The organism is Erythrobacter sp. Dej080120_24, from assembly GCF_036322605.1.
GTDB lineage: Bacteria > Pseudomonadota > Alphaproteobacteria > Sphingomonadales > Sphingomonadaceae > Erythrobacter > Erythrobacter aurantius.
Map to the genome: position 1 here is coordinate 833,930 of NZ_AP027262.1, position 23,176 is coordinate 857,105.

The following is a 23,176-nucleotide window of genomic DNA, read 5'->3' on the forward strand; positions in this document are numbered from 1 at the left end:
CTCAGCTGAATTCGATCCAGACTGTGCCAGCGGCATCGCGTCCGCGTTGCACCGAATGATCGCGCTGCTGGCCTTCGGGCGCATCTTCGACAGCTTGAGCCACGCTGATCCGCGCCGGGCGCAGCACCCTTACGCTTGCCTGCACGGTGGCGATCGCAGTCGGCTGCGGTGCAGGCGCCTGAGCCACGACAGGGGTGCTGGCTTGTGCGACAATCAGAAGGGCGGCGGTAAGGCTCATGCCAAATGGTTTCCGCCGGATTTACCATTCTTACAAGCACATCGGTAACCCGGTCCCACAGCGGGACAATCGGGCCGGCAATCCTCAACCGGGCCGGGGTGAATGCGGTATTTTCGGGCAGGCCATCAAAGCTCTTGCGCGCATCATGCCCCCTTGCTAGTGGCGCGCTCCTACCGAGGGGGAGCGCATAGCGCCCCCGGAAACCCGAGTGCGGTCGTGGCGGAACTGGTAGACGCGCAACGTTGAGGTCGTTGTGGCCGAAAGGCCGTGGAAGTTCGAGTCTTCTCGACCGCACCAAACAGTCTTAGAGGGAACCGGAAAACGCCGACCCGGCGTACACTGCGCCGGGATGCGCGCGGTTCTGCGGGATTTGGGGACCGTCCTTGACGGGGCGTGGGCCAGAGACCCTCTCATCGGCCCCTTCTCAGCGCCCATTTCAGCCAATGTCTCTGTCTGGATTTCCCTCGCCTCACCTAGCGTGAGAGTGTTGCTGGGCAAGTTGCAAGTCAGCCTGCGAACCCGAGCGCTTCTTCCTGTGCAGACCACGAGAGCGGTAGTTCCGTATCGAGCAGTCGCTTGCGCGTGAGCCGGGGAGGTGCCCTGCCATCGGTGATCGCTTCGATGATGCTCGGGCTGAGCCAGCTCAGGCGGACCAGCCTCGTGAGTTGCTTGCGGCAGCGGCCTTCGCGTCTTGCGATCTGGTTGATGCTGAGCTCGGGGCTGGCAAGGACCAGCTTGCGCGCCTCGAGAGCCTCACCGAGAAGTGCGATCGTGCCTGTGTCGATTGGCCTTGCATTGGCATCCTGATCAATCCGCAGCTTTGCCTCGCGGAACGGCTTGCGGGGTGGTAGTGGAATGCACCATTCCCAGTGCTGGCGGTTGCTGCAACCGAGCGCGTCCGCATTCAGGCGAACATCGATGCGGTCATGACATATCTGCATCCCGGCGATCAGCAGCGGGATGATCGTCTGGCATTGAGGCTCAAAGGCGAGGTTGGCGGCGGCAAGTTTGGCTTTGGCGAACATGTCACGAAGTACGCCTCCCTCCTGTTCACCTGAGATCCTGCGCAGCATATGCTCGTCTTCCAGCAGCGTTGTGAGTTGGACGATCAGGTGCCGTTCGAGCTGTCCCTGGCTGATGCGGGTTGCTGGAACGTCATCGACCCGGGCAAGATCCTTGCGGGTCTCGTAATAGGGATAGCGCCGCGTTCCCTTGGTGGCATAGGTAGGGACCATCGGGCGTCCCTCGGGATCGGACAGCAGGCCGCGCAGTATGGCCTGCTGCGGATCGTTCTTCGCTCGCCTGCGCGGTGGTGCCTTCTCCTGCAACCGTTTCTGCACCCCATTCCAGAGTTGCTCGTCGACGATCGGCTCATGCTCGCCTTCGTACACCTCTCCCTTGTGCACGATCTTGCCGCGATAGATCGGGTTCCTGAGCAGATGGAACAGACTTCCACGCCGGAACGGGATCCCGCCCCTGTGCGGTCCGCTGGTGCGCTTCTGAACCTTGGTACGGATGCCTTCGGCCTCCAGCTGTGCGATCAGCTCGTTGGCGGAGCGCGAGCCAATGTAGCGGCGCATGATCGTTCGGACCCGCTCGGCTTCCTCCGGCACGGGGATAAGTTTGCGGTCGATCACCTCGTAGCCGAGCGGCACTGGCCCACCCATCCATAGTCCCTTCTTCTTCGAGGCAGCGATCTTGTCCCTGATCCGCTCACCGGTCACCTCACGCTCGAACTGGGCGAACGACAGCAGCACATTGAGGGTCAGCCTGCCCATGCTGGTCGTGGTGTTGAACGCTTGCGTCACCGAGACGAAGCTGGCTTGCCTTGCATCGAGCTGCTCCACGATCTTGGCGAAGTCGGCAAGGCTGCGGGTCAGGCGGTCGACCTTGTAGACCACGATCACATCAACGAGACCGCTCTCAACGTCCCCTAAGAGGGCTCTGAGGCCCGGGCGTTCCATATTGCCGCCCGAGAACCCGCCATCGTCATAATGGGTCTCGACCAGCGTCCAGCCCTCATGCCGCTGGCTCAGGATATAGGCCTCGCAAGCCTCGCGCTGGGCATGGAGGCTGTTGAACTCCTGTGCGAGCCCGTCCTCAGTCGATTTGCGGGTGTAGACTGCGCAGCGCAGGGTCTTGGTGGCGCTCATTGGGTCAGCCCGAAGAAGCGAGGACCATTCCGATGGGTGCCGGTGATGGCCTTGGCGACCGCGGTCAGCGAGCGCCATACTTGCCCGTCGTACTCGAACCCCTGCTCAAGCACCGTGACCGTGTGGCCAGCCCCGTGCCAGTCGCGCACCAGCCGCGTGCCGGGTGTGAGCTTGCGTTGCGGCGGTGAGGCAGCTGGCTCGTTGCCCATAGTCGCTGAACGAGAGGTCTGCATGATAATCCGCCGCGTCTCGCGGCTGATGCCGCCATGGCGCCTCTCTTGTATCCGGTGCGCTATCCCGTGCCTCAGAAGGTCGGCTGACAGATTGGGAGGAGGCGCGCCATGACAGCGCGCCCACTCGTCTCTCAGTTCAGCGATAGACAACTCCTCCAGTCGATCGAGCGACAGGCGTTCACAGCGTCCCATCAACCTGCGTTCGCTGCGGATTTTGCGGAGCCGAACCGGTAGATGCTCTTGCCCGCCTTGCCAGTCTCGCGGATCACTTCCCGACCCTTCTTCCTCAGGCCGCTCATGAACGCGCGGCAGGTGTGCGCTTGCCAGCCGGTTGCCTCGCCCATCTGGTCAAGTGTGACGCCGGACTTGCGCGCCAGCAGCGCCTCGACTTTCGAAGCCTTGGTCTGGCGTTTTTCGTTGCCTGCGGGTTTGGAGGGCTTCTTTGCAGGCTTGGGCGCAGACTGCATTTGGGGAGACAGTGCTTTTGCATCTGCTCCTGCCGAATGCAGTGGTTCCCCGGCCGGGGCCGGGGCCTGGGCAGGGTCACAGCTAATGGGGGTTATATTGGTCATGGGTGGTTCTCCTTGATTGGAGCAGCGCTACTCGCTGCTCCCACCACCCAGCGCCCCGTATCGCGCTACCGCATCGGGGCTGCGGCCCGTCAAGGGCCGCGATTCAGTCAACGCACCAATGCTTCGTTTGCGAAGGAAGTCGAGCGGAACTCGCGGCGATCAGCTATGTCCGCTATGCGCTCCAATCCAAGGCGTAGTCACCCGAGATTTTAGCTCCCAAGAGCGGACATTCGCATAGGTTGATGGACGCGGGTGGCCGCGCGGAGAAGGGGGTTGCTAAGCTACGACTGTGATTTCTCGTTAAAGAGTTTCGAATTCTTTATTGACCATCCAAAAGCGAAGAGTGCGGTGGATCCGCTTATAGCCCGAGCGAATTCCAATGGCTTCTACGCTTCAAGCGCGCGCACCTAAACCGTTTGATTTGGGAGACGATAGAGTGTGAGCGTTCCAGCAGTGTTGATTGCGCGTCGCCATTGCCGCGCTGTCCAGAATGTTCCCTCAAGCTGATCCTTCTCATTATCGTAGAACAAGCTGGCTGCTGCATCGAAACTGAGATCATCCGCTTGGTTATCGGTGTCGTTTTGCTGGTTATAGAAATAGCAGAGCGAGGGCCGCTCATTTTCCGAACGCTTGCGCGGCATGACGATATAGCTTGTCGAGTTTTTAATCGGTGTATCAGCGCGCGGATTGGTCACTGTGATCTTGATGGACCACCACGATTGTTCGATCTCGGCGACCAGTGAGACAGGCAGCAACTCGGCAAGCTCGTCCGCTTCGCAAATTCGAGGGTCGAAACTACGTCGCCGATCGGCGGCCGCATCAAGCAACTGTATCTGACGCGACCAATTGCTGCGAAGCGTCATAGCCCACTTGCCGTTGAGATCCGGGAACACGTGGTGTCCAAGATCGGGCAACCAGCCAACCCTTTTACTCACCGACCAAATCCATCGCCAGATCGGGTTCCATGCAAGGGCAACACAGATTGCCCAAACGATGCTTGGTATTGCCAGCCTTCGAACTTCGATATCGAATGCAGACGTAGCGAGTTCTATCGCTAGGAAAACGCCCACGGCCAAGAGTGCCGCAGCGTAGATCAGCGCTTTTACCGGGAAAATTCTGTACATTGTTTGTTCGCCTCTTGATTTCGCTGTAACCTGCCGCATCTGTGTAGGAAAGGCCCGAATGAACTAGGAGTGCCGCCATGACTTTAGCTAACGCGCATGCCCTGTTTGTCGGGCTTCAAAAGAACCCGAGCTATCTTGCAAGCCTCGAGATCGAAGATAACGAGCGGCAGCGCCTCTTAAATGCCCGTCAAACCATCCGCACGGCCCTTCGCAATGCAACGCATCGCCTCGAATCAGACAAAAGCTTTTGGCGGCGTGATTATCTGATCGAGACTGCCAATCGCATTCAGGACGATGTGAAGGTCAAGTTCATGACGCAAGGTAGCTTCGCGTATAAGACGCTAAATGCTCCAGCGCAGCCGGCTTTGCAGGAGATCGATCTTGATGATGGCATGTACGTTCCGGTCCGTTTTCTGAGCGACAATCATCCCGCGCTAGCGGCTGGCGCCCTGTTTACCTTCGTTGAAGAAGTGCTTCGCCCGGTTTGCCGGGCTAACGGCTGGTCGCTCGACTCCAGCAAAGACACGTGCGTGCGGATCAAGCTCTGGCGAGGCGCGCATATCGACATCCCGATCTATTCCGTTCCAGAGGAGCGCTTCAGAGTCATGAAGGCAGCCATTGAGGAAGCCGCCTTCAGCGCACGCAAACTAACTTTTGACAGCGTTCCTGCGATTCCGAGCGACCGCGTGATGCTGGCCCAGCGCAGCGGAGAATGGGTTCAATCGGATCCCAAACAGCTTCATGACTGGGTTGAAAACCGAGTTGATCGCCACGGCCCGTCATTCCGTCGAATGAGCCGCTTCTTTAAGGGCTGGCGCGATCATGTCTGGGCCAACAGCCCGCTATCCTCAATCTGCCTGATGTGTGCGATCGATGCGGCTCTGCTCGAACTCGGTCAGAGCGCAGATAACCGCGATGATAAGACTATACTCGATCTCGCGCGACTGCTTCCGACGATTTTTTCAGGCGAGATCAAAAACCCGGTGGTTAAGGCGAGCTGTTTGAACAGCTGGAGCGAGGAAGAGCGCGGAGATGTTCTGGCGGAAACGCGAGCCCTTGCTGCGACAATGGAAGCTGCGCTCGAGCGTACTGGCGACGCCGACCGGGTTATCGAGCATCTGCGCGATGCATTCGGACGACGCATTCCCTACAGGCCAGATATCATTGCGATTGAGAGTGACACGGCTGCGGCTGTACGTGCCGCTCCTGCGGCGACCGTGGCCACACCGCACATAACTAGTTCCGATTCCGGATGATGTCGCAAGCCGATCGGTGGCGCGCAATTGCAGCTGCGCTTGCGAATAAAGGCTTCACCGAACAGCAAGGCGCATCGCCAGAGTTTCGCGGATCGATAAACGTCCATGGCCGTGCGGTCGATATTGAACTGGTCGTTCCAGATTCAAAGTTTGTGGAGCTACCCATTGTTCGGCTTGTCGATCGCAAGCAACTCCCCACTGGCGCATTCGGACATATATGCCGTGACGACATCGAAGGATCTGTGGTTTGCTTTGCCCCCGCAACTGGCCTGCCACTCGACTTTCACGATCCAGGCGGATCCGTTTTGCGCGTGCTCAGACAGGCCGAGCTTTCGCTGGAGAAGAGTTTTGCCGGGCAAGGCGGCACCGAAGTTGCGGCCGAGTACCAAGAGTATTGGATAACGAAGGAGCCGCATTTCCGAGTTCTCGTGAGCCGGAATGGTACAGCTGAGCGACAAGCCGGCTTGCAATACGCGGTCTTCAAGCCTGCAACGGGAAGTCCGTTTTTCGCGATCGCTGATACGATCAGTCTACATGACCACGAGGCTACCCGATTGTCTGGAGCCGTTGTATTCCATTTCGATGCCGAGTTGGGACCGACCGCTGATCGTTTGGTACCGAACAGCTTCTTGTCTCTTGAGCAATGGTTTCGTGGGCAAACGGCTGTGGTTGCTGATCGCTGGAGCGAATGTGAGAGAGCGCTTCTGTCTGGGAAATTCGTATGCCTCGCAGCAAACAACTGCACTCTCGGCGTCAAAGTTGAACTGCCGGCTAACGTTGCAGTGGCGGTCCGTGCAAAGAAACTGCGATCTTCGAAATTGCAGCCGCTTTTAGCCAAGCAGAAAACTAAACTCGATATCAAGCGCTCCGGTGGTTATTGGACGGGATTGGCTGAGATCGCTCAACGTAATTTGCACGGGATCAAAACATTGGATGGGAAGGCCATCGCTCTTGTAGGTTGCGGCACGCTTGGAAGCCATCTTGCCAAATTCCTTATCCAGAGTGGCGCGGGCGCCGGTGCACCCCTGACGCTGATTGATAGTCAGGTGCTTTCTGCTGGCAATATCGGGCGTCATTATCTCGGCCATTCGCGGATAGGCGAAACGAAGGCGAGCGCGCTGGCTGAGGAGCTAAAGTCTTTTCACCCCCAATGCGATATCCGGGCCACGGTTGGCGATGCGCTAGCTCAAAAGACGGTGCTGGCTGACGCCAATCTACTCGTCGATGCGACAGGTGATTGGAACACGCAATATGCGCTGAATGAACTTTTTTATGAGGACGGCATATCGGCTGATGCCATTCTGCATTGCTGGATAAGCGGTAACGGCGCAGCTGTTCAGGCTTTTCTGAATGTCCGCGGCGATGAGTGCTGCTTTCGCTGTCTGAGGCCGTCTATGAGCGCAGGGCCGCGTTTCCCAGCTCTCAAACCGGGGGTCGAAGCCAACATGGCCCCTGCGACCTGCGGAGATGGGAACTATATTCCTTACTCCGTTGCTGCGCCTGCCACCGCTGCCGGATTAGCTTGCGACATGGCGATAGGTTGGGCCAACGATAAGCCAGGGGCGCGGCTTCGCACGATCGTACTCGACCACGAGCGCGGCATCGAGCGTAAACCAACGTCTCCTGCAGCTCACAAAACGTGCCCATCATGCCTCGCGAGGGATGGGTCGTGATCGAGGGCATTCTTGTCGATCATGAAGCGGCAGAGAATATGTTGAAATGTACGCGGCAGTATCGCCCTTTAGAAGCTGGGGGGCTGGTACTTGGGCTGCGCAAGGGTCTCTACCTTCATGTGACTGAGATCACCCGTCCATTGCCATGGGATCGACAGAGTTCGATGCGCTTCCAGCGCTCGCCTAAGGGGCACAGAATAGCTGCGCTTAGGAGGTGGCGTAAATCCGGTGGAAAGATGGACTGGATTGGCGAATGGCACAGCCATCCTGGGTTTTCTCTTTCGCCTTCTTCCATCGATGTACGCAATTGGAACGGCATCGTTAGGCAGCGCAAGGCAGAGATGATATTCCCTATCTGCGACGGACGAGAAACCGCCTTTTACCTTCAGTTTTGGGGTGATCGGGGTAAGGTTTTGCTTCGGCAAGTCGAAAAAGATGAGCTTGGCACTTTCTACCTCACCCCTGCTGCCATCAAGCGTCGTCTGCGCAAAACGGGGAATGAGGCTTATGGTCCAACCCTCGAGTTGCCCTAGCCTTAGCGGGCAACCGCAACCACACTTTGCTCTGTTCCTGCAAACAGCCCATCTCTGCACGAGCGTTGCTATGGCACATTGCGAGCCGCAACTGAAATCAAACCACCACAACAACCCGAAATCCTGAGACTAAACGTAGTAACTGCCAACGACAAACCGAAGTGCGCAGCGACGAAAGATGAATCTCCGATCTAAGCGCTAAAGCTGGCAACAGGGTGTGGGACGAAACGGCAGCATTCCGTATCGGGCTCGCCAACAGAAGACAGTCTGCAACCGGCCCAACAGTGGACGCTGATTTGCAATCGAGTTTTGCATCCCTTGGACACGCTCGCCCAGGTTCGATTGAGCCTGAGTCGAGGTTTGCGCGTCTGCGAGGATACCGGCGGTGAGCCTGCGCTGCCGCGATTGCGGAGCGGGTAGCGCGGGCGAATCGCGGCCGAGAGATTGTGGTGATTCGGGATATTTGTCCGACTTACCCAAGATGTTGGCGTGTCCGGTGGTGCCAATCCGCTCAAATCTGCGTTCAGGCGCACCTTCATTTTTTCTGTAGGGCAAGTTGCCCGATGCCGCAGAAAACCGGGAAACAACAATTCACAGCCTCCAGGTCGGGTGAATATTGTCATTGATATTGCTTTGATATTTTGCAGTCCTGATGGGAACTTGCTGCAAAAGGCACCTGCTGTTCATGCACCGTATCCTGTTTCTCGCGAGTACTTCCCTTGCTGCTCTTTCCTGTGCCTCGATGGCGCATGCGCAGTCGAGCACGGAGACCTACACCTATGATGCGCTCGGGCGCCTCATCAAGGTCGTCACAACCGGCGGTCAGAACAACGGCGAGACGCAGTCGATCTGTTACGACAAGGCTGACAACAGGACGCAGTACCTTGCCAACACCAGCAGCGGGAGCGTCGAGTGTAGCGGCTCTGCACCTCCGCCGCCGCCACCTCCACCACCTCCGCCTCCCCCGCCTCCCCCTCCGCCGCCGGGCAACAACCCGCCCACGACGACAACCGACTTTGCCTCGGCGTCAGGCTGCAACGGCACTTTGTACGTGAACCTGACGGCGAACGACAGCGATCCGGAGGGTAACCTGCCACTGGCCCTGACCGGGATCACACGAAACCAGGGCAGCGCAAGTGCCACGGTGATCTCGGCATCAACCGTCGAGGTTGTGCTTGGCGGTGTCGCGTTCGATTTCTCGCTTTTCACCTACACGGTCGCTGACTCTCTTGGTGCTACGTCAACCGGAGATCTGAACGTTGCTGCGGGAAGTTGCAGCGGCGGCGGTGGCGGACCGCCTCTCTAGGCCGTGTTGACAAAAGACTTCAGCCATAGGCGGGCGGCGGCGAGGTTGAGGAAGCTTTCGAACGATAGGATGGTCTTGTCGTAACGGGTGGCGATGCGACGCTGCTGCTTGAGCTTGCCGAACATGCGCTCGATGCGGTTGCGGTCCTTGTAGCGGCGATAGTCGGGGTGCTCGGGCACCTTGCGGTTCGAGCGGGGCGGGATGATCGGCAGGATGCCCCGGATCAGCAGGCTTTCCCGGAAGCGATTACCGTCGTATCCCTTGTCCGCCAGCAGCGCCTTGGGCGTGGCGATGGGGATCTCCATGAGCGGCTCGGCTGCAGTGTAGTCGGAGGCTTCGCCACCGGTCAGGATGAAGCCGAGAGGCAGTCCCTGATTGTCGCAGCGGGCGTGGATCTTGCTCGTAAAGCCGCCGCGCGATCGACCAAGAGCGTTCGCACAAGCCCCCCTTTTCCGCCCGCCGCCGAGACATGGCCGCGAACACTGGTGCTGTCGATCATGTGCTGCCAATCGTCGGTCAGTCCCAGATCGACCAGCGTTTGCAGGAGTGCATCCCAGACACCTTGTCCGGCCCAGCGCCGGAACCGGACATAGACCGAGTTCCACTTGCCATACCGCTCGTGCATGTCGCGCCAGGGACAGCCGACCCGCAACACATGGAGCATGCCGTTGAGGAAGCGTCGATTATCGCCAGCTGGCCGCGCCCAGCGACCCCGCTCAGGCGGAAGTAGCGGCCCGATCAGTTCCCATTCCGCATCCGACAAATCCCCGCGACCCATGACTGCTCCTCAAAAAGCAGTCTTGAATCAGAACATGGGGCGTTTGGGAATCCCTTTTGTCAACACGGCCTAGAGCTCTCGCTCTCGCAATCGAACTCCCAACCTTATGGAATGACAAGCCGATGAATGACTTTCGAGCAGCATGTGCAGGGATTGGTGCGGGAGCATGTCTTCTTACTGCGACATTTGCCGGCCCAACAGATGCACCATGGGCGCAAGTTGCATCAGTCAATGACGAGTCAACATTTGTCTGTATGCAGCGCCATCGCGGCGAACCTGGAGAAAAGGTGACCCAAATAGTCGTTCCGAGACGCGCCATCGGAGCGATGGAGATGAAAGGCTTCGAGGAGTTCGATTGCACAAGGGGTGGATTTCCTCCTGCACAGCAAGCGAAGTTCCGCGATGAGATGTGCCAGATCGCAGCCGATCAACCAGAAGCCATGCAGCGGCAACTCGAACATGTGCTTGGCGAGAGGCCTGCAGTACTCTGTGCAATGGCTGAGATCGTCGTCGGAGAGTGGGACGCACGGGAGGCCCAGAGCAAATGATCGGAGCGAACGGATCGATCCTAGGCGCGCTTCGCCGGATTTGTGGTGCTACGGCAGCTGCAGCTGCTTTCATGCTTGGCTCGGTATCTCCTGCACAAGCACAGCAAATCAATCCGCTGGATGTGCATCAGGATCCAAACGGCGTCGATCTACTCAGACTTGAAGTCACACCGCAGCTGCCGTCGATCTCAATTCCTGCTGCCCCGGAGCTGGCTTTCAAGAACCTGTCAGATTTTTGGCCTGTTCTACAGGGAAATATTGTTCCTCAGTCACCTACAGGTGAGATCAATTTTTCAATCAATGCAGGAGGGATAGCTTCAGAATCATTCAATTGCATGGATGGCGCAGGTGACTGTGTCGGGAGCAAAGGTAGCGGCTCGGTCCTGTACGGCGGTGGGAACGTCGGACCTTACTACTACACCCAAGGCGGCACCGGAAAGAAGATCACGTTCGACATCCAGTACGGTAGTCAATCGGTCCCGACGGTTGGGACCGGCCCATTCTATTATGTGGCAACCTCCATAGTGAACCCGGGCGGGCCGGCGCTCACGTTCACATACGATTCCGGGAATCCGTTCCCGGGCTACAACGTCACTTCCTATCGGCCGGCAACGGTCACAAGTACTTCTGGCTATAGACTCAAGTTTACCTACCATAGCAATGACCCGACGGTTGGGGCTTGGAGGTTCTTGCAAAAAGTCGAGATTGTGCGTGTTGCAGAACCGAATACGCCCTTGGCTTCCCTCGAATACAGCCTCACCACCAACTCGACGACAACCGTCGAAGATATCAGCGGCCGAGAGTATGTTTGCCAGCCGTGTGGCAACGAACTCAATGGTCCGCAGCCTTCGACCGTCGTCTCCCTTAAACTGCCTGGTCAGACGTCACCGAGCGTCCAATCGAGCGCGACAGACACTGGTCCGTCGGGCGCGAAGGATCGCCTCCTCACGGTTACAAGGGACGGTGTTACCTACACCTATGATGGCACCCATGATCCAGCTGGTTCGTTTGACCCAGGCCATCCTGCGTATGATTATATCGACATCACCGCGCCCAATGGGTTTAGTCAGCATATTGAAATTACGAACACCAGCTCTGGTCGTAGGCGGATAGATTCGGTCACAGATTCACAGAACAATACCACATCATATCAATACGACCCGTCACAAAGGGTGACACAGATCACCTATCCCGAGGGCAACAAGGTCAATGTGACCTATGACATCAGCGGCAACATCATCACGATGACCACTACTCCCAAGCCGGGAAGTGGCCAGAGCGCGCTGACTCAGGAGGCCTCCTACAATTCGGGTCTCTTCTGCGACACGGTGTCGTGCTTCCGGCCGGTCTGGACGCGAGATGCGAAGGGCAAGCAGACCGATTACACATGGGACCAGTACCACGGCGGCCTTCTGACTCAGCTTGATCCGGTCGACGAGAACAATATTCGCCGCAAGACCAAGAACACCTATGATGGCGCCGGGCGTCTCATCAAGTCAGAGATCTGCGAAGCCAGCGCTACTGGCGCGGAGCTGACCTGCGGCACGGCGAATTCCTTCGTCACCACATACACTTATTTCGGCGGGACGAGGCTTCCCCTTACTGAAACCGTCACCGATGGTATCGGGACTGCCCCGCTGACCACGACCTACACTTATGACAACGCGGGTCGCCGTCTGTCGGCTGACGGGCCGCTGCCGGGCAGCGATGATGCGACCTACGCGCGCTACGATACGCTTGGCCGGCAGATCTGGGAGATTGGACCGAAGAACGAGGCGGGGACCAGGGTCGCATCCAAGATGACCTACCGCGATGCCGATGATCAGGTATCCGAGGTCATTACCGGAGTGGTTCCAGGTTCAACCACGGCACTGTCCCCAGCAGTTCTCAGCTTTACCAGCATCATTTCTGACACGGACACGCAATTCAACTCGCGCCGCCTTGCGACGCGGACCACCGTGTCGAACGGCAGCACGACCTATGCGGTCACGCAGATGAGCTATGACGCTCTCAATCGCAACACTTGCACCGCTGTTCGCATGAACCTGTCCAGCCTGCCGGGCGACGCCTGCACGCCGGGGACCGTGAGCAGCGACGGGCCCGACCGCATCACCCGCCAGCATTATGACAGCGAAAGCAGGGTCGTGCGGATCGAGCAGGGTGTGGGAACGCCGCTGGTGCGGGATTACGCCACCTACAGCTTCACCCCCAACGGCCAGATGGCGAGCATGACGGATGCACGCGGCTACAAGGCCTCGATGCTCTATGACGGGTTTGATCGCCAGTCGCACTGGTACTTCCCGCAAGCCAGCCAGACCGGCGCGATCAACCCCAATGACTATGAGCTCTATGGCTATGACGCCAATGGCAACCGCACCTCGCTGCGCAAGCGTGACGGTACGGTGCTGACCTATCAGTACGACAATCTCAACCGCATGATCCGCAAGACCATACCCGACAATCGTCCCGAGCTTCACGCCGATCACACGCGTGATGTGTTCTACGAATACGATATTCGTGGACTTCAATTGCACGCGAGGTTCGGGAGCGACACCGGGCCCGGCTCGACCTCGGTCTATGATCGCTATGGCCGGGTCACCTCGACCACCGACAACACCGGGATCGCCGCCGGACGCACGCTGAACTACACCTATGATGCGGGCAGCAATCGCACCTCGGTGCGCCACACATGGGATAATGCGCTGTTCAGCTACACCTACAGCTCGGGCGGACAGTTCAACCAGCTGCGTGACCCATCCAACCTGACGCTGATCGACTACAGCTACGATACGCAAAACCGGGTCAACCGCATTGATCGATATTCCAGCGCGCCGAACCAGTATTTTGGCTACGACGGCTTGTCACGACTGAGCGCCATATCGATCGGGCAAACCAGCACCAGCCCGACGGTGACCTGGTCCTTCACCCGCAACGCTGCAAACCAGATCAGGACCGAGAGCCAGAGCAACGACAGCTTCAGCTGGGACGGGTATCAGCCGGTCAACCGCGGTTACACCACCAACGGGCTGAACCAGTACACCGCCGTGTCGGGTCAGGCCTATTGCCATGATCCCAACGGCAATCTCACCGCCGATGGCCAGTATGTCTATCTCTACGATGTCGAGAACCGTCTGGTGGAGATGCGCGCGCAGACCAACTCGGTTTGTACCTCGCTGTCGTACTCCGGGCAGATCAAGGCCGAGCTGCGCTATGATCCCATGGGCCGGCTGTATCAGGTTACGGACTATGTGAACGGCGTCAGCCAGGGCGCGCGGGTGTTCCTGCATGATGGCGATGCTCTGGTGGCGGAGTTCAACGCATCGGGTGCGGTTCTGGCGCGGCATGCCCATGGCCCTGCTGCCGGCGTTGACGATCCGCTGGTGAGCTACAACGGAGCCAGCATCAGCATCAACAACGCCCGCTTCCTGCAGAACGATGCGCGCGGCTCGATCGTCTACAGCTCGGATCGCTACGACTCCGCCGCGAGCCGGGTGATCAACACCTATGACGAGTACGGCCAGCCCGGCGCGGGCAACGAAGGGCGGTTCCAGTACACCGGCCAAGTGTGGCTGCCTGAGCTGGGCATGTACTACTACAAAGCCCGCATCTACTCGCCGACGCTGGGGCGGTTCCTCCAAACCGATCCGATTGGGTATGAGGATAACGTCAATCTCTATGGGTATGTCGGACAGGATCCGATTAATGGGGTGGATCCAACGGGACTTTGTGAGATCAGAACCGGTTCGAGGATATGCCAAGAACAGAAGGTTGAACTCACTTTGACTATTGATATGGACCAGGAATTCGAAACTCAGGAGGAAGCTGCAAACGCGTTTGCGCAGCAGAACGAAGATTTGATCCAAGCGACTGAAAACGATGAAGAAGTGTTGGGTCTCGTGTTCAAGAATGAAGAGACTGGGAAATTTCATATATCGAACGCAGGAATTGTTCCTGCGGATTCTTTCGAAGCGGGTATCACTGTCACAAACATGTCGGGCTTCACAGTGTCGGCTGGGGTTCATTCACATCCTTATGGCAGTGCGCTTGGTGAAGGATATAGTAGGCAAGACATCCAGTTCGCGAGGCGGTTTGACTACTTCCTCCGTACCCCGCAGGGTAGGTTTAGGGAAATGACAACTAGGCGGGCAAGGAGAGCTCGACAAGGCGATAGAGGTGCAAACGCTTGCCCGCCCGGGACTGGGGAGATTTGCCTTCCTCCGCTCAGAGGCAATTAGTGTATTGAAGCTTGAGCGAACGCATTCGCAGCTATCGGGGTGTCTATGTCATACAAGCTAACATTTTTGACCGCCTTTTTGCTGGGGCTCTGTCAAGTTTCAGCCGTCAAAGCAGAAACGAGATTGGACCTGTCATTTCTAGAGCCAGACATTTCGATCGCCGCAGGGGAAGGCCCATCTGAGCGAATCTTCACGGCAACGTCAAAAGACGGAGAAATCATTTGGTCAATTAGAATGAAAATGAATGGTAGCGGCGGCTTTGTATTTCCTAGTGACCCAATCGAGTTCTCAAGATCGTTGTGGGTGGGCCTCAGCGCCGATACTCAAAGGAATTTCCTTAGTTCGTATGGTTTGCGGATAGAGCAATCTCCAAACAAGGAGCGCACGACGAGATCAGACCTTCTGGGCTTTGTCGGATTTCTAAGACGCTCAGTGCTTGAAAGCAATTTGTCAGAAGATCAAATTGCGGTTCTGGAGTGCGTGACGGACGGATGGCGTTTGCCCGATGCGGCCCTTTTGGTTGGTGCTCAATCAACGGAAGTTGATGAGAACGAGTTAGTTCGAGGTCGCGACTATCCAGAAGAGTTTAACGAGAGAATGAGTTTGGTTCTAGCTCATCAGGTCACTTATCTCTGCATCGATCAGCACTCGGGCTAACTGAGAAAATGTTCGATCTGTCCAATCGAGGGCCAGTGTCCGGTCTCGAAACAAAGCATGAGGCATTGTCACATTGACTCATACCGCCAAGAGATGTGCCAGGATGGTGTCGATACAGCCAGTCTCATTTGATCGCCTTCGGTTTCCGCCAGAAGTTATACGCCACGCTGTATGGCTCTATGCAAGGTTCACCTTGAGCTACCGCGATGTCGAGGATTTGCTCGCCGAGCGCGGACTTGATGTTTCTCATGAAACCGTGCGGCGATGGTACTTGAAATTCAGCCCGCTCATTGCTCGTAACCTGCGAGGCGCCAGGCGAACGCCTAACCTCAAGGCTCCACCAGCGCTAAAGCGATGTCGGACATTATAAGCGCCACTTCGCCGAATAGGCAATCCTTGATCCAACGCACCGCGCTTGCGTTCATCGACCCGTCAAGTGCATCCAACAGGCTTTGCCCCGGTGTCAGGCGCATCTCCGCATCCCTCCGTGCTATCCCGCCACCAACACTCGGCTCACCCGCCGCTTTCCGCTTCTTCGCTCCAACTGCACAAATGCATTCACGCTCTCACGTACATAGTGCCGAATATCCTCGCGGCTGAGCTTCGACCCAGCCTGCAGCACCAGCAATGACAGCTGCTCGATCGCCCGCTGCGGGGTATCTGCATGGATCGTCGTCATCGAACCAGGATGTCCGCTGTTGACCGCACGCAAGAAGGTGAACGCCTCGACCCCGCGCAGCTCGCCCAGAATGATACGATCAGGCCGCATGCGCAGCGCGGCGATCAGCAGGTCCTCGGCGGTCACTCCCGCCGAAGCGAGGCCCCTGCATAAGGGTCATGATCAGCCGGAGGCAGCGGATCGCGCGGCGATGCTGCTTGCGCAGGTGGTCTGAGCCCCTAGATTTCCTCCAGCGATAAGTAGAGTCCGGCCCTGACAAGGAGACGGACGATATGAAGCGAAGCAGGTTCAGCGAGGAGCAGATCATCGCTGTTTTGAAGGAGCAGGAAGCGGGGATGCCAACGGCGGATGTTTGCCGCCGTCACGGGATCAGCTCGGCAACCTTCTACAAGTGGAAGTCCAAGTATGGCGGGCTCGAGGTGTCGGACGCCCGTCGGCTGCGCCAGCTGGAGCAGGAGAACGCGCGGCTGAAGAAGCTGCTGGCGGACTCGATGCTGGACAACGCCATGCTCAAGGAGATCAGCGCAAAAAAGTTTTAGCGCCCGGTGCCAGACGGCAGGCGGTGGCTCATCTCCAGGAGGTCTTCGAGGTGAGCCAGCGTCGTGCCTGCACGGTGCTGGGCGTGGACCGGACCATGGTGCGCTACGTCAGTCGTCGGCCTGATGATGCGAAGGCGCGCGAGCGGATCAGGGAGCTGGCCAGTCAGCGACGCCGGTTCGGTTACCGGCGGCTGCACTGGCTGCTGTGCCGGGAAGGATGGGCGATGAACCACAAGAAGTTCCGGCGGCTCTATCGTGAGGAACGGCTGCAAGTGCGCCGCCGTGGTGGTCGCAAGCGGGCCTTGGGCACAAGAGCGCCGATGACGGTGCCTCAGGGGGCGAACCAGCGTTGGAGCCTCGACTTCGTGTCTGATGCCTTCGCTTGCGGGCGCAGGTTCCGGATCTTCGCCGTGGTCGATGACTACAGCCGGGAGTGCGTGCGCCTGATCGCCGACACGTCGATCTCCGGCGCAAGGGTTGGGCGTGAACTCGATGCAGCGGTCTTCGAGCGCATGGCGCGGCCCCACACCATCGTCAGCGACAACGGCACTGAACTGACCAGTATGGCGATCCTGCGCTGGTCGAAGGAGCGCAATGTCGAGTGGCACTACATCGCGCCGGGCAAGCCCTACCAGAACGGGTTCATCGAGAGCTTCAACGCCCGGCTCAGGGATGAGTGCCTGAACGAGACGATCTTCACCAGCCTCCCCCACGCTCGCCAGGAACTGGAAGCCTGGCGGCACGACTACAACCACTTCCGGCCCCACTCGAGCCTCGGGAACCGAACCCCGGCCGAGATCGGGGCTGGATCAAGCGGCCAACCGTATCGGGGGCATGCCCCCGATACGGTTGTTGCCATCACGCCCAGCAATGGGCATCAAAACGGCCCAAGGCTCTACTCGTAGCTGGTAGAAACTTCGGGCTCAGACCAGTTACGACAAGACCATCCTATCGTTCGAAAGCTTCCTCAACCTCGCCGCCGCCCGCCTATGGCTGAAGTCTTTTGTCAACACGGCCTAAGGTTTGAGGCGTGTCACCGATTTGTACGTGACAATCGGTCAAGTAGGGTCAACTGCTCAAAGTCGCTGTCAACCTGTCCGGATAAGATCGCTTGCCGGATCAGACTGAGTTAGATTCTGAATTCGTTTTTTCAATAAGAGACGTGTCGCTAGTGCTTTGGAAAGCTCTGGAAAGCTCGCCTCTGACTCTAAGACCAGTTGAGCGAGCCAGTCTTTAGCATGAAGATGACCTTCATCAGCAGCAACTTTTAGATAACGCGTTCCTAAATCTAAATCTTTCTCGGTAAAGGTGCCCTTTGTATAACTCACACCCAAAACAAAAGCAGCTGGAGCGAACCTCGCCTCAGAAAGGTTCTCATAGATTTGTATCGCTTCGCTATTTAACTTCTTGGCTTCTAGATAACGTGCAAGGCGAAATGCCCCCTCTAGAGAGCCAAGCTTAGAAGCCCTTCTCAGAAACCTCTCGCCTTGATCCTCATCTTTTGTCAGTCCGTTACGTCCCATTAGATGTGCGTCACCCAATATCATGTTTGCCATTGGCGAACCCATTGCCGCAACTTCCGCTAACTTCTCGTAGGCTGTCGACGGTTTACAGCTACGAAGAGTTAACGCTTCTCTGACCGTCGCTGAGTACGGATCGGAATGGATCTCTCTTTCGTAATTATTCATGGCAGACTAGCTCAGAAGGCAGGAAGCGGCTTAGCGGATCACAAACTTTATGGTTCTTGCTGTCAATTAACTTTTGGTTCTCTTAACTGCGAAGCAGCTGCAGAAAGCCTCGCAAACCATTTCTTTGCCCTATCTCCGAGCTCTCTCAGCGTCAGCTTCCTCGATCCTTTCCAACTCATTCGTGATCGGTGAACTGCAAGCAGCTTCGACACCAATAGCACAAGTTGCTTGTTCTAGTATGCCAATAAGGCCCGTAGCAATGACCACACCCAGCCCGCGCGTGCCTCCCCGTCCGCCGGTAACCCCACGGCCACCGGGTCGGCGCGGGGGAGGAGCGGAACCAGCTGCAGTGGGTCTGCCAGATTGAACTGGCGGTCGCCCGCCCCGTCTTTGGCTTTCAGAATCTTCTGTCCGTTGCTGCTGTGATTCAACAGCTGGCGGTTCAGCCGGATTGTCTGGGCCCGAAGGCGCAGTCGGATCACCAAGACCACCCAACCGCGCAAAAGCCTCCATGACTCTTCTCTTAAGTGGCTTTTTGTCGCTGCTATTCGTGGCATTCTCGATGCCGAGATCGGAGCTTGTCCCATCTCTAGATTGGCTTGCGAACGAAGAGCCTCCTCCGTCGCATAAGCGCGATTCAGCACATGACAGACCGCCCAAGCTGATCATCCCCGTGGGGTCAACCATGTTGATCGGATCATTTGCGACATACGCATACAGGTTAAACTGATCCTCATACCCGATGGGATCGGTCTGCAGGAACCGCCCCAGCGTCGGCGAGTAGATGCGGGCCTTGTAGTAGTACATGCCCAGTTCGGGAATCCACGCCTGCCCGGTGTAGCGGAACCGTCCCTTGGTCGCGATGTCATTGCCCGATGCGGTGTCGGGAATGCCATAGGCGTCATAGGAGTTGGTGGCGATGGCAGTGCCGGTGTAATTCGTTACTGCAACGATGCTACCGCGCGGATCGGCGTGGACGTAGCGGCGGGCGGTAGCGGTCTGGGCTGAGCCCTCGTACCAGATCAGCGGATCGTCCGCTTCCGCGTTCGAGCCATGGACATAACGCCGCAGCATCGTGCCTGCGCTGTTGTATTCCGCGATCAATGCATTGCCGTCATAGGCAAACCGCTGCACCCCTGCCGCGCCGCCGGATACCTGATACAGGCGCCCGGTCGGATCGTAGAAAAGCTGTGCCTGAAGCGCACCCGCATATGACAACGAGTTGCAATTGGTGTTGCCACTGCCCTGAGCCCGCTTTTCAACCAGACGGTTCTCGACATCGTAGAGATAGACACTGCTACCGTCAGCGGTGAGGTTGCCATTGGCATCGTAACAGAATGCCGCACCTCCGGCGCTGACATACTGATTGAGGCCATTGGTGGAGTAGGCCCGCGTCAGATTGACGTGACCGTTCCAGGAGTAACTGTCGTTGCTCTGGCTTTCGGCCAGGATCTGGGAAGCGGGATTACGGGTGTAGCCCCAGGTAACATCGCCGCTGGTTCCGTGGAGATTGAACCCGATCGACGAAAGGCGCCCGGCAAGATCGTAGCCAAAGCTGCGAGTGTTGGCGCTTGCCGTCTGACTGGTCCAGGCGAGCTGTGTTGCCAGTCCGCGATTGTTGAAAGTGGCGGTGCCCAGCAGGGTCGTGCCTTCACGCAGGCCGGTTGCACGATTGAGGCCATCATGGTCGTAAGTGAAGAACTGGCCATCAGGATAGGTAACCCGGATGCGGTTCCCGTTCGCATCATATTGGGAACTGATGGTGCGGGTCACTCCATCGGTGTTCTGGCTTTCCGCCGTCAGTCTGCCGAAACCATCATAGGTGTATGTAAGGCCAACGCCATTGATGCTGCCAAACCGCGCCCGCGTCTGCAGTCCGCGCAGATCATACTGGTAAAACACATCGCGCGTATGCGTACTCGACAGTCCAGCGCGCTCGGGAACGGTCTTGCGGGTGTTCCGGTTGAGGGCATCGTACTGGTAGCTGATCACCGAGCCATCGCGCTTGCGCAGCGTCAGCCGGTTGCCGTTGGCGTCATAGGTGTAGGCTTCGTAGTCGGCCTCATTGAGTGATCCCGCGCTGGCGATGGCCGTTGCGGCAGTGGAGGCATTGAATGCTGTCGGACGGGTCTTTGACGGGAAGACCCACCGCGTCTGCCGGTCATGCCCATCATACCGGAGTTCTGCGCGGTTGCCGTTGGCATCAACAACCTGCCCAATCTGGCCATTCAGCGTGTAGGTATATGTGACGTCCGCGATTTCGATCGGGGTGCCTACGGCCTTCCTGATCTGCAGCACTTGCCCTGCCGCATCATACACGGTGCGCGTGATCCGGTCGGGACCATGCGACCCCTGCGCCCCCAAGGTGCAAGCGCTCGCAGGGAGCGAGCCATAGGTCGCTGGGTTCATCCTCACCGCAGTGCATTCCAAACGGCCACGATTGTCATAGCTGTACTGGGTCAGGCCGATCGTTACGCCATTGGAGCCCTTGACCCGCTCGGTTGTCTTGCGGTTCAGCGCATCATAAGTGGTCTCGGCTGTGGTAAGGACTGTGAAGTCGTTCCATTGCGTATAGGGGTTCTGGTTCTCGCTCTTCCAGGTCGCCAGTTCGCCTGTCTCGACCTTGATGGGATTACCCCGCTGGTCATAGGTCGTTCGCGTCGCAGCGTATTTGAGGGGGCCACCCGCGTCGGGATCCGGCGCAATGGTTCCGGTCACACGGCCCATCGCATCATAGCGCACGGCCGATGTGTACGCAGAGGGAGAGGACTGGGCGCTAACAGCGGCCGGAATGGTCGAAGTGGTAATTACGCCGAGCGTCACCAGCAGTCTGGAAAAGGACTTCATCTTGAATCTTCCCCTACGGACAACTGGTCAGATTAGCTTTTGGCTGCGTCTCACTGATGCGCCGACCAAATGCATCGTACGAGTAGCAGGTGCGAAGTGTCTGACCTTCGCTGGTTACTGCGACGCCTCGGAGCCAGAGATTGTTGGGACCGCTATCCGGACCGTAGTCGTAGACAGTTCGCACAAGATCGTTCGCTCCCGCTGAACAGGTCCCGTTCGAAAGGTTCAGCGCGCTGGTCCGGCAACTGCGCTCTTCTGACAATAACCAGATCGGGCTGCCAGTCTTGGCGAAGCCTGAGCCGCTCCTCAGCCATGCTTCGCGCTGAACGTAATAGTATTTTGTCGCAGGCGCGATCCCACCAACCATAGGCCCAACTGAGGTGAGTACTCCTCCGTGAGTGGTGCTATAAGTATACGTGGTCGTATTGCCTCTGGCGTCGGTTACAGAACTTGGTTGGTTGCAGACTTTAGGATTTGAACACGTGCTCGGGTATGCCGCAGATGTGATGATGTCCGCATCTCCGGAGCCTGGCCTGCCGATAATGCGCGTTTGAGTTCGGTTTCCTCGGGCATCATAAAGGAACTCGACCCTGCGACCGTCAGGATACTCGACTGATGCAAGTTTATCGTCTTGCTTCAGGCTTGCGGCAGCCACATTTGCCCCTGTCCATGCAAAGTTTGTTTCTCGCCCGAGTGGGTCCGTTATCGAAGAAAGACCAGGTGAACTGGACTTGGAGCCACTTTTCTGTGCAAGTTCGATTTGTGTGATAGCCCCACCTTCATTCATCGTCACAGAGTGAACATCATCACATGGCCCGTTTGCCAGGGGACCAACAGACCCTCCGGTATATGTGTAGGATACTGTACGCCCATCGGCCAACATCTGACTGCTTACCCGGTCTCGACTTCCGGACCACTCACTATCAAACTCACCCCAAGAACCTGTTCCAAAGTAGTTAGGGCTGAAATACGCCCATCCCGATCCGTCGCAGGCATCGTAAGAGTTTTGAACTGCGCAACCCGCCTGCCCCGGCTCCCTTACACAAGAAAGGTGATATCTTGTTCTTGCGGAACTTGATTGTCCGTCGGGAGAAACTGAGGACGAGTAATAGGCCTGGTACTCAAAGGTGTATGTGCCTCCATCGGGGCGAGTGACAGAGGTAACCAGATTCTGCGTTCCAAATGACCCGAATGGCTGCGTCACAATCGTAGCAACCAGATTTGACTGGGAGCAGCTAGTGACTGTGCTGGGGTCGATGACAGCAGCGTTGAATGCGCAAACCTGATTTCCGAACATTCGGATCAAGAGGCCTGTACTGCCACCGGAATAGGAGGTTGAGCCGCTCCAGAATAGTGGTTGTGAATAATCAATCACGTGTCCACTGGGCAAAGTGACGTGTGGAGGCCCACTGGCTTGAACAGGGCCTTCATATCCGACCAAGCCTCCAGGAAACTCTATAGTTGTGCCATCGCGCAGCGTGGCCTTGAATTCACCGTGCTGGTCGAAATTGATACCGCCAAAGGCTCCGCTTGGCCCCTCAGTGAATTCGATCTTGCTGCCATCAAGACTGGCGGGCTGAAAATTGTTCGTATTGAGCGCTCTGCCTCCGAGGTAGAACGTCGTTGACCCATTCCCTGTCACAATGTTCAATCCATGCCGAACCTGTTCGCTAAGCACGTCGCCCTCAAATCCGGTGGGATAGCTCTCGTAACTTCCGCTCATTCGGCGCTGAATATTAAGTGTCCATGGGTTATTGGGGTAGCGCGCCCCTGAGCTGTCATAATTCAAACTCACAGTGATCTGATTTGGCCACTCGCCATGCCCGATTGTAAAGAGTGGCACTGAATAGGTGAAAGACCCAGTGTGATAACTGACACCGTAAGGTGAAACAGTATCTGCAGGCTTTGCGGTATCAATTGTGTCGTCAGTGGTGGTTTGCGCGCCTGCAGGATTTGAAAAAATAATGGAAGCACCGATCGCAGTTAAAGCTGCAATGCGAATGAATTCTGCAAGAAATGCTGGCGCTTCAGGCTTTGTTTCCACAAACTGAGCGCTTCTCCCTTGAGCGGGATTTGTCGAGGCGACGCTTAACATTCTGTCTGCTCGGCTGGTCATA

Annotated in this window: 18 protein-coding genes, 1 tRNA gene and 2 pseudogenes; 10 read left to right on the forward strand and 11 right to left on the reverse strand. The window is 57.5% G+C overall.

The window, feature by feature from the left end; all coding sequences use genetic code 11:
• Position 1: 1 nt before the first annotated feature.
• Positions 2–238: a hypothetical protein gene (locus tag AABA34_RS04185; RefSeq protein WP_338304029.1), complete on the reverse strand. Its 237-nt coding sequence runs from the start codon at positions 236–238 to the stop codon at positions 2–4.
• A gap of 210 nt (positions 239–448) precedes the next feature.
• Between AABA34_RS04185 and AABA34_RS04190 the strand changes: the two genes are divergently transcribed.
• Positions 449–535: transfer RNA gene (locus AABA34_RS04190), tRNA-Leu, on the forward strand.
• Positions 536–744: 209 nt separating this feature from the next.
• Here the strand turns inward: AABA34_RS04190 and AABA34_RS04195 are convergent.
• The 4 genes from AABA34_RS04195 to AABA34_RS04210 all read right to left on the reverse strand — a co-directional run bounded on the left by AABA34_RS04195 (position 745) and on the right by AABA34_RS04210 (position 4,320).
• Entirely contained in the window at positions 745–2,391 is a 1,647-nt protein-coding gene (locus AABA34_RS04195) for a recombinase family protein (RefSeq protein WP_338304030.1), read from the reverse strand.
• Entirely contained in the window at positions 2,388–2,816 is a 429-nt protein-coding gene (locus AABA34_RS04200; protein WP_338304031.1) for a DUF2924 domain-containing protein, read from the reverse strand. Before AABA34_RS04200 ends, AABA34_RS04195 begins: the two co-directional genes overlap by 4 nt.
• A complete protein-coding gene (locus tag AABA34_RS04205; protein ID WP_338304032.1) occupies positions 2,816–3,091 on the reverse strand; it encodes a DUF3489 domain-containing protein in 276 nt (91 codons plus the stop codon). Before AABA34_RS04205 ends, AABA34_RS04200 begins: the two co-directional genes overlap by 1 nt.
• A 512-nt stretch (positions 3,092–3,603) precedes the next feature.
• On the reverse strand, positions 3,604–4,320 hold the full coding sequence (locus AABA34_RS04210; RefSeq protein WP_252259776.1) for a hypothetical protein: 717 nt from the start codon (positions 4,318–4,320) through the stop codon (positions 3,604–3,606).
• 77 nt (positions 4,321–4,397) lie between these two features.
• Between AABA34_RS04210 and AABA34_RS04215 the strand changes: the two genes are divergently transcribed.
• The 4 genes from AABA34_RS04215 to AABA34_RS04230 all read left to right on the forward strand — a co-directional run bounded on the left by AABA34_RS04215 (position 4,398) and on the right by AABA34_RS04230 (position 9,088).
• Complete coding sequence (locus AABA34_RS04215) at positions 4,398–5,576, forward strand: CBASS cGAMP synthase (RefSeq protein ID WP_252259777.1); 1,179 nt, start codon at positions 4,398–4,400, stop codon at positions 5,574–5,576.
• On the forward strand, positions 5,573–7,249 hold the full coding sequence (locus AABA34_RS04220) for an E2/UBC family protein (protein WP_252259778.1): 1,677 nt from the start codon (positions 5,573–5,575) through the stop codon (positions 7,247–7,249). The genes AABA34_RS04215 and AABA34_RS04220 overlap by 4 nt, the downstream gene beginning before the upstream one ends.
• The gene (locus AABA34_RS04225; protein WP_252259779.1) at positions 7,246–7,782 is read left to right on the forward strand and encodes a Mov34/MPN/PAD-1 family protein; all 537 of its coding nucleotides are present in this window, start codon (positions 7,246–7,248) and stop codon (positions 7,780–7,782) included. Before AABA34_RS04220 ends, AABA34_RS04225 begins: the two co-directional genes overlap by 4 nt.
• Positions 7,783–8,467: 685 nt before the next feature.
• On the forward strand, positions 8,468–9,088 hold the full coding sequence (locus tag AABA34_RS04230; RefSeq protein ID WP_252259780.1) for an Ig-like domain-containing protein: 621 nt from the start codon (positions 8,468–8,470) through the stop codon (positions 9,086–9,088).
• Here AABA34_RS04230 and AABA34_RS04235 read toward each other — a convergent pair.
• Positions 9,085–9,866, reverse strand: a pseudogene (locus tag AABA34_RS04235) (IS5 family transposase). The gene AABA34_RS04230 and the pseudogene AABA34_RS04235 overlap by 4 nt on opposite strands.
• A gap of 122 nt (positions 9,867–9,988) precedes the next feature.
• Between AABA34_RS04235 and AABA34_RS04245 the strand changes: the two are divergent.
• From AABA34_RS04245 to AABA34_RS04260, 4 genes and pseudogenes are all read left to right on the forward strand, one after another.
• Positions 9,989–10,414: a hypothetical protein gene (locus tag AABA34_RS04245; RefSeq protein WP_252259781.1), complete on the forward strand. Its 426-nt coding sequence runs from the start codon at positions 9,989–9,991 to the stop codon at positions 10,412–10,414.
• Positions 10,411–14,649, forward strand: coding sequence for an RHS repeat domain-containing protein (locus tag AABA34_RS04250; RefSeq protein ID WP_338304033.1), 4,239 nt, complete (start codon positions 10,411–10,413; stop codon positions 14,647–14,649). Before AABA34_RS04245 ends, AABA34_RS04250 begins: the two co-directional genes overlap by 4 nt.
• Positions 14,650–14,694: 45 nt before the next feature.
• Positions 14,695–15,306: a hypothetical protein gene (locus AABA34_RS04255; RefSeq protein WP_252259783.1), complete on the forward strand. Its 612-nt coding sequence runs from the start codon at positions 14,695–14,697 to the stop codon at positions 15,304–15,306.
• Between the two features lie 112 nt (positions 15,307–15,418).
• Positions 15,419–15,631 (forward strand): annotated as a pseudogene (locus tag AABA34_RS04260) (IS6 family transposase); the annotation flags it as partial.
• A 4-nt stretch (positions 15,632–15,635) separates the two neighbouring features.
• Here AABA34_RS04260 and AABA34_RS04265 read toward each other — a convergent pair.
• Both AABA34_RS04265 and AABA34_RS04270 read right to left on the reverse strand, forming a co-directional pair.
• Positions 15,636–15,779 carry a hypothetical protein gene (locus tag AABA34_RS04265; RefSeq protein ID WP_252260599.1) on the reverse strand — a complete coding sequence of 48 codons (144 nt, stop codon included), beginning with the start codon at positions 15,777–15,779 and terminating at the stop codon, positions 15,636–15,638.
• Between the two features lie 17 nt (positions 15,780–15,796).
• Positions 15,797–16,111 carry an ATPase, T2SS/T4P/T4SS family gene (locus tag AABA34_RS04270; protein WP_252259784.1) on the reverse strand — a complete coding sequence of 105 codons (315 nt, stop codon included), beginning with the start codon at positions 16,109–16,111 and terminating at the stop codon, positions 15,797–15,799.
• Between the two features lie 146 nt (positions 16,112–16,257).
• On the opposite strand from AABA34_RS04270, the gene AABA34_RS04275 reads away from it, so the two are divergent.
• Positions 16,258–17,429 (forward strand): IS3 family transposase gene (locus tag AABA34_RS04275; protein ID WP_445083755.1). Its coding sequence is split into 2 segments (ribosomal slippage): positions 16,258–16,510 and positions 16,510–17,429, totalling 1,173 coding nucleotides; the frame shifts between segments, so codons are not numbered across the junction.
• A 183-nt stretch (positions 17,430–17,612) separates the two neighbouring features.
• On the opposite strand, the gene AABA34_RS04280 is transcribed toward AABA34_RS04275, so the two are convergent.
• From AABA34_RS04280 to AABA34_RS04290, 3 genes are all read right to left on the reverse strand, one after another.
• Positions 17,613–18,212 (reverse strand): tetratricopeptide repeat protein, encoded by a 600-nt coding sequence (locus AABA34_RS04280; RefSeq protein ID WP_338304035.1) that lies wholly within the window; start codon positions 18,210–18,212, stop codon positions 17,613–17,615.
• 129 nt (positions 18,213–18,341) lie between these two features.
• Entirely contained in the window at positions 18,342–21,059 is a 2,718-nt protein-coding gene (locus AABA34_RS04285; protein WP_338304036.1) for an RHS repeat-associated core domain-containing protein, read from the reverse strand.
• 13 nt (positions 21,060–21,072) lie between these two features.
• Positions 21,073–23,175, reverse strand: coding sequence for a hypothetical protein (locus AABA34_RS04290; protein ID WP_338304037.1), 2,103 nt, complete (start codon positions 23,173–23,175; stop codon positions 21,073–21,075).
• Position 23,176 lies beyond the last annotated feature (1 nt).

What these genes read in the sequence shown, in the direction of transcription:
- AABA34_RS04200 (WP_338304031.1), bottom strand. Translation starts at nt 2,816, where the DNA reads ATGGGACGCTGTGAACGCCTGTCGCTCGATCGACTGGAGGAGTTGTCT.
- AABA34_RS04255 (WP_252259783.1), top strand. Translation starts at nt 14,695, where the DNA reads ATGTCATACAAGCTAACATTTTTGACCGCCTTTTTGCTGGGGCTCTGT.
- AABA34_RS04280 (WP_338304035.1), bottom strand. Translation starts at nt 18,212, where the DNA reads ATGAATAATTACGAAAGAGAGATCCATTCCGATCCGTACTCAGCGACG.
- AABA34_RS04245 (WP_252259781.1), top strand. Translation starts at nt 9,989, where the DNA reads ATGAATGACTTTCGAGCAGCATGTGCAGGGATTGGTGCGGGAGCATGT.
- AABA34_RS04250 (WP_338304033.1), top strand. Translation starts at nt 10,411, where the DNA reads ATGATCGGAGCGAACGGATCGATCCTAGGCGCGCTTCGCCGGATTTGT.
- AABA34_RS04195 (WP_338304030.1), bottom strand. Translation starts at nt 2,391, where the DNA reads ATGAGCGCCACCAAGACCCTGCGCTGCGCAGTCTACACCCGCAAATCG.
- AABA34_RS04230 (WP_252259780.1), top strand. Translation starts at nt 8,468, where the DNA reads ATGCACCGTATCCTGTTTCTCGCGAGTACTTCCCTTGCTGCTCTTTCC.
- AABA34_RS04210 (WP_252259776.1), bottom strand. Translation starts at nt 4,320, where the DNA reads ATGTACAGAATTTTCCCGGTAAAAGCGCTGATCTACGCTGCGGCACTC.
- AABA34_RS04220 (WP_252259778.1), top strand. Translation starts at nt 5,573, where the DNA reads ATGATGTCGCAAGCCGATCGGTGGCGCGCAATTGCAGCTGCGCTTGCG.
- AABA34_RS04205 (WP_338304032.1), bottom strand. Translation starts at nt 3,091, where the DNA reads ATGCAGTCTGCGCCCAAGCCTGCAAAGAAGCCCTCCAAACCCGCAGGC.
- AABA34_RS04185 (WP_338304029.1), bottom strand. Translation starts at nt 238, where the DNA reads ATGAGCCTTACCGCCGCCCTTCTGATTGTCGCACAAGCCAGCACCCCT.
- AABA34_RS04285 (WP_338304036.1), bottom strand. Translation starts at nt 21,059, where the DNA reads ATGAAGTCCTTTTCCAGACTGCTGGTGACGCTCGGCGTAATTACCACT.
- AABA34_RS04215 (WP_252259777.1), top strand. Translation starts at nt 4,398, where the DNA reads ATGACTTTAGCTAACGCGCATGCCCTGTTTGTCGGGCTTCAAAAGAAC.
- AABA34_RS04265 (WP_252260599.1), bottom strand. Translation starts at nt 15,779, where the DNA reads ATGCGCCTGACACCGGGGCAAAGCCTGTTGGATGCACTTGACGGGTCG.
- AABA34_RS04290 (WP_338304037.1), bottom strand. Translation starts at nt 23,175, where the DNA reads ATGACCAGCCGAGCAGACAGAATGTTAAGCGTCGCCTCGACAAATCCC.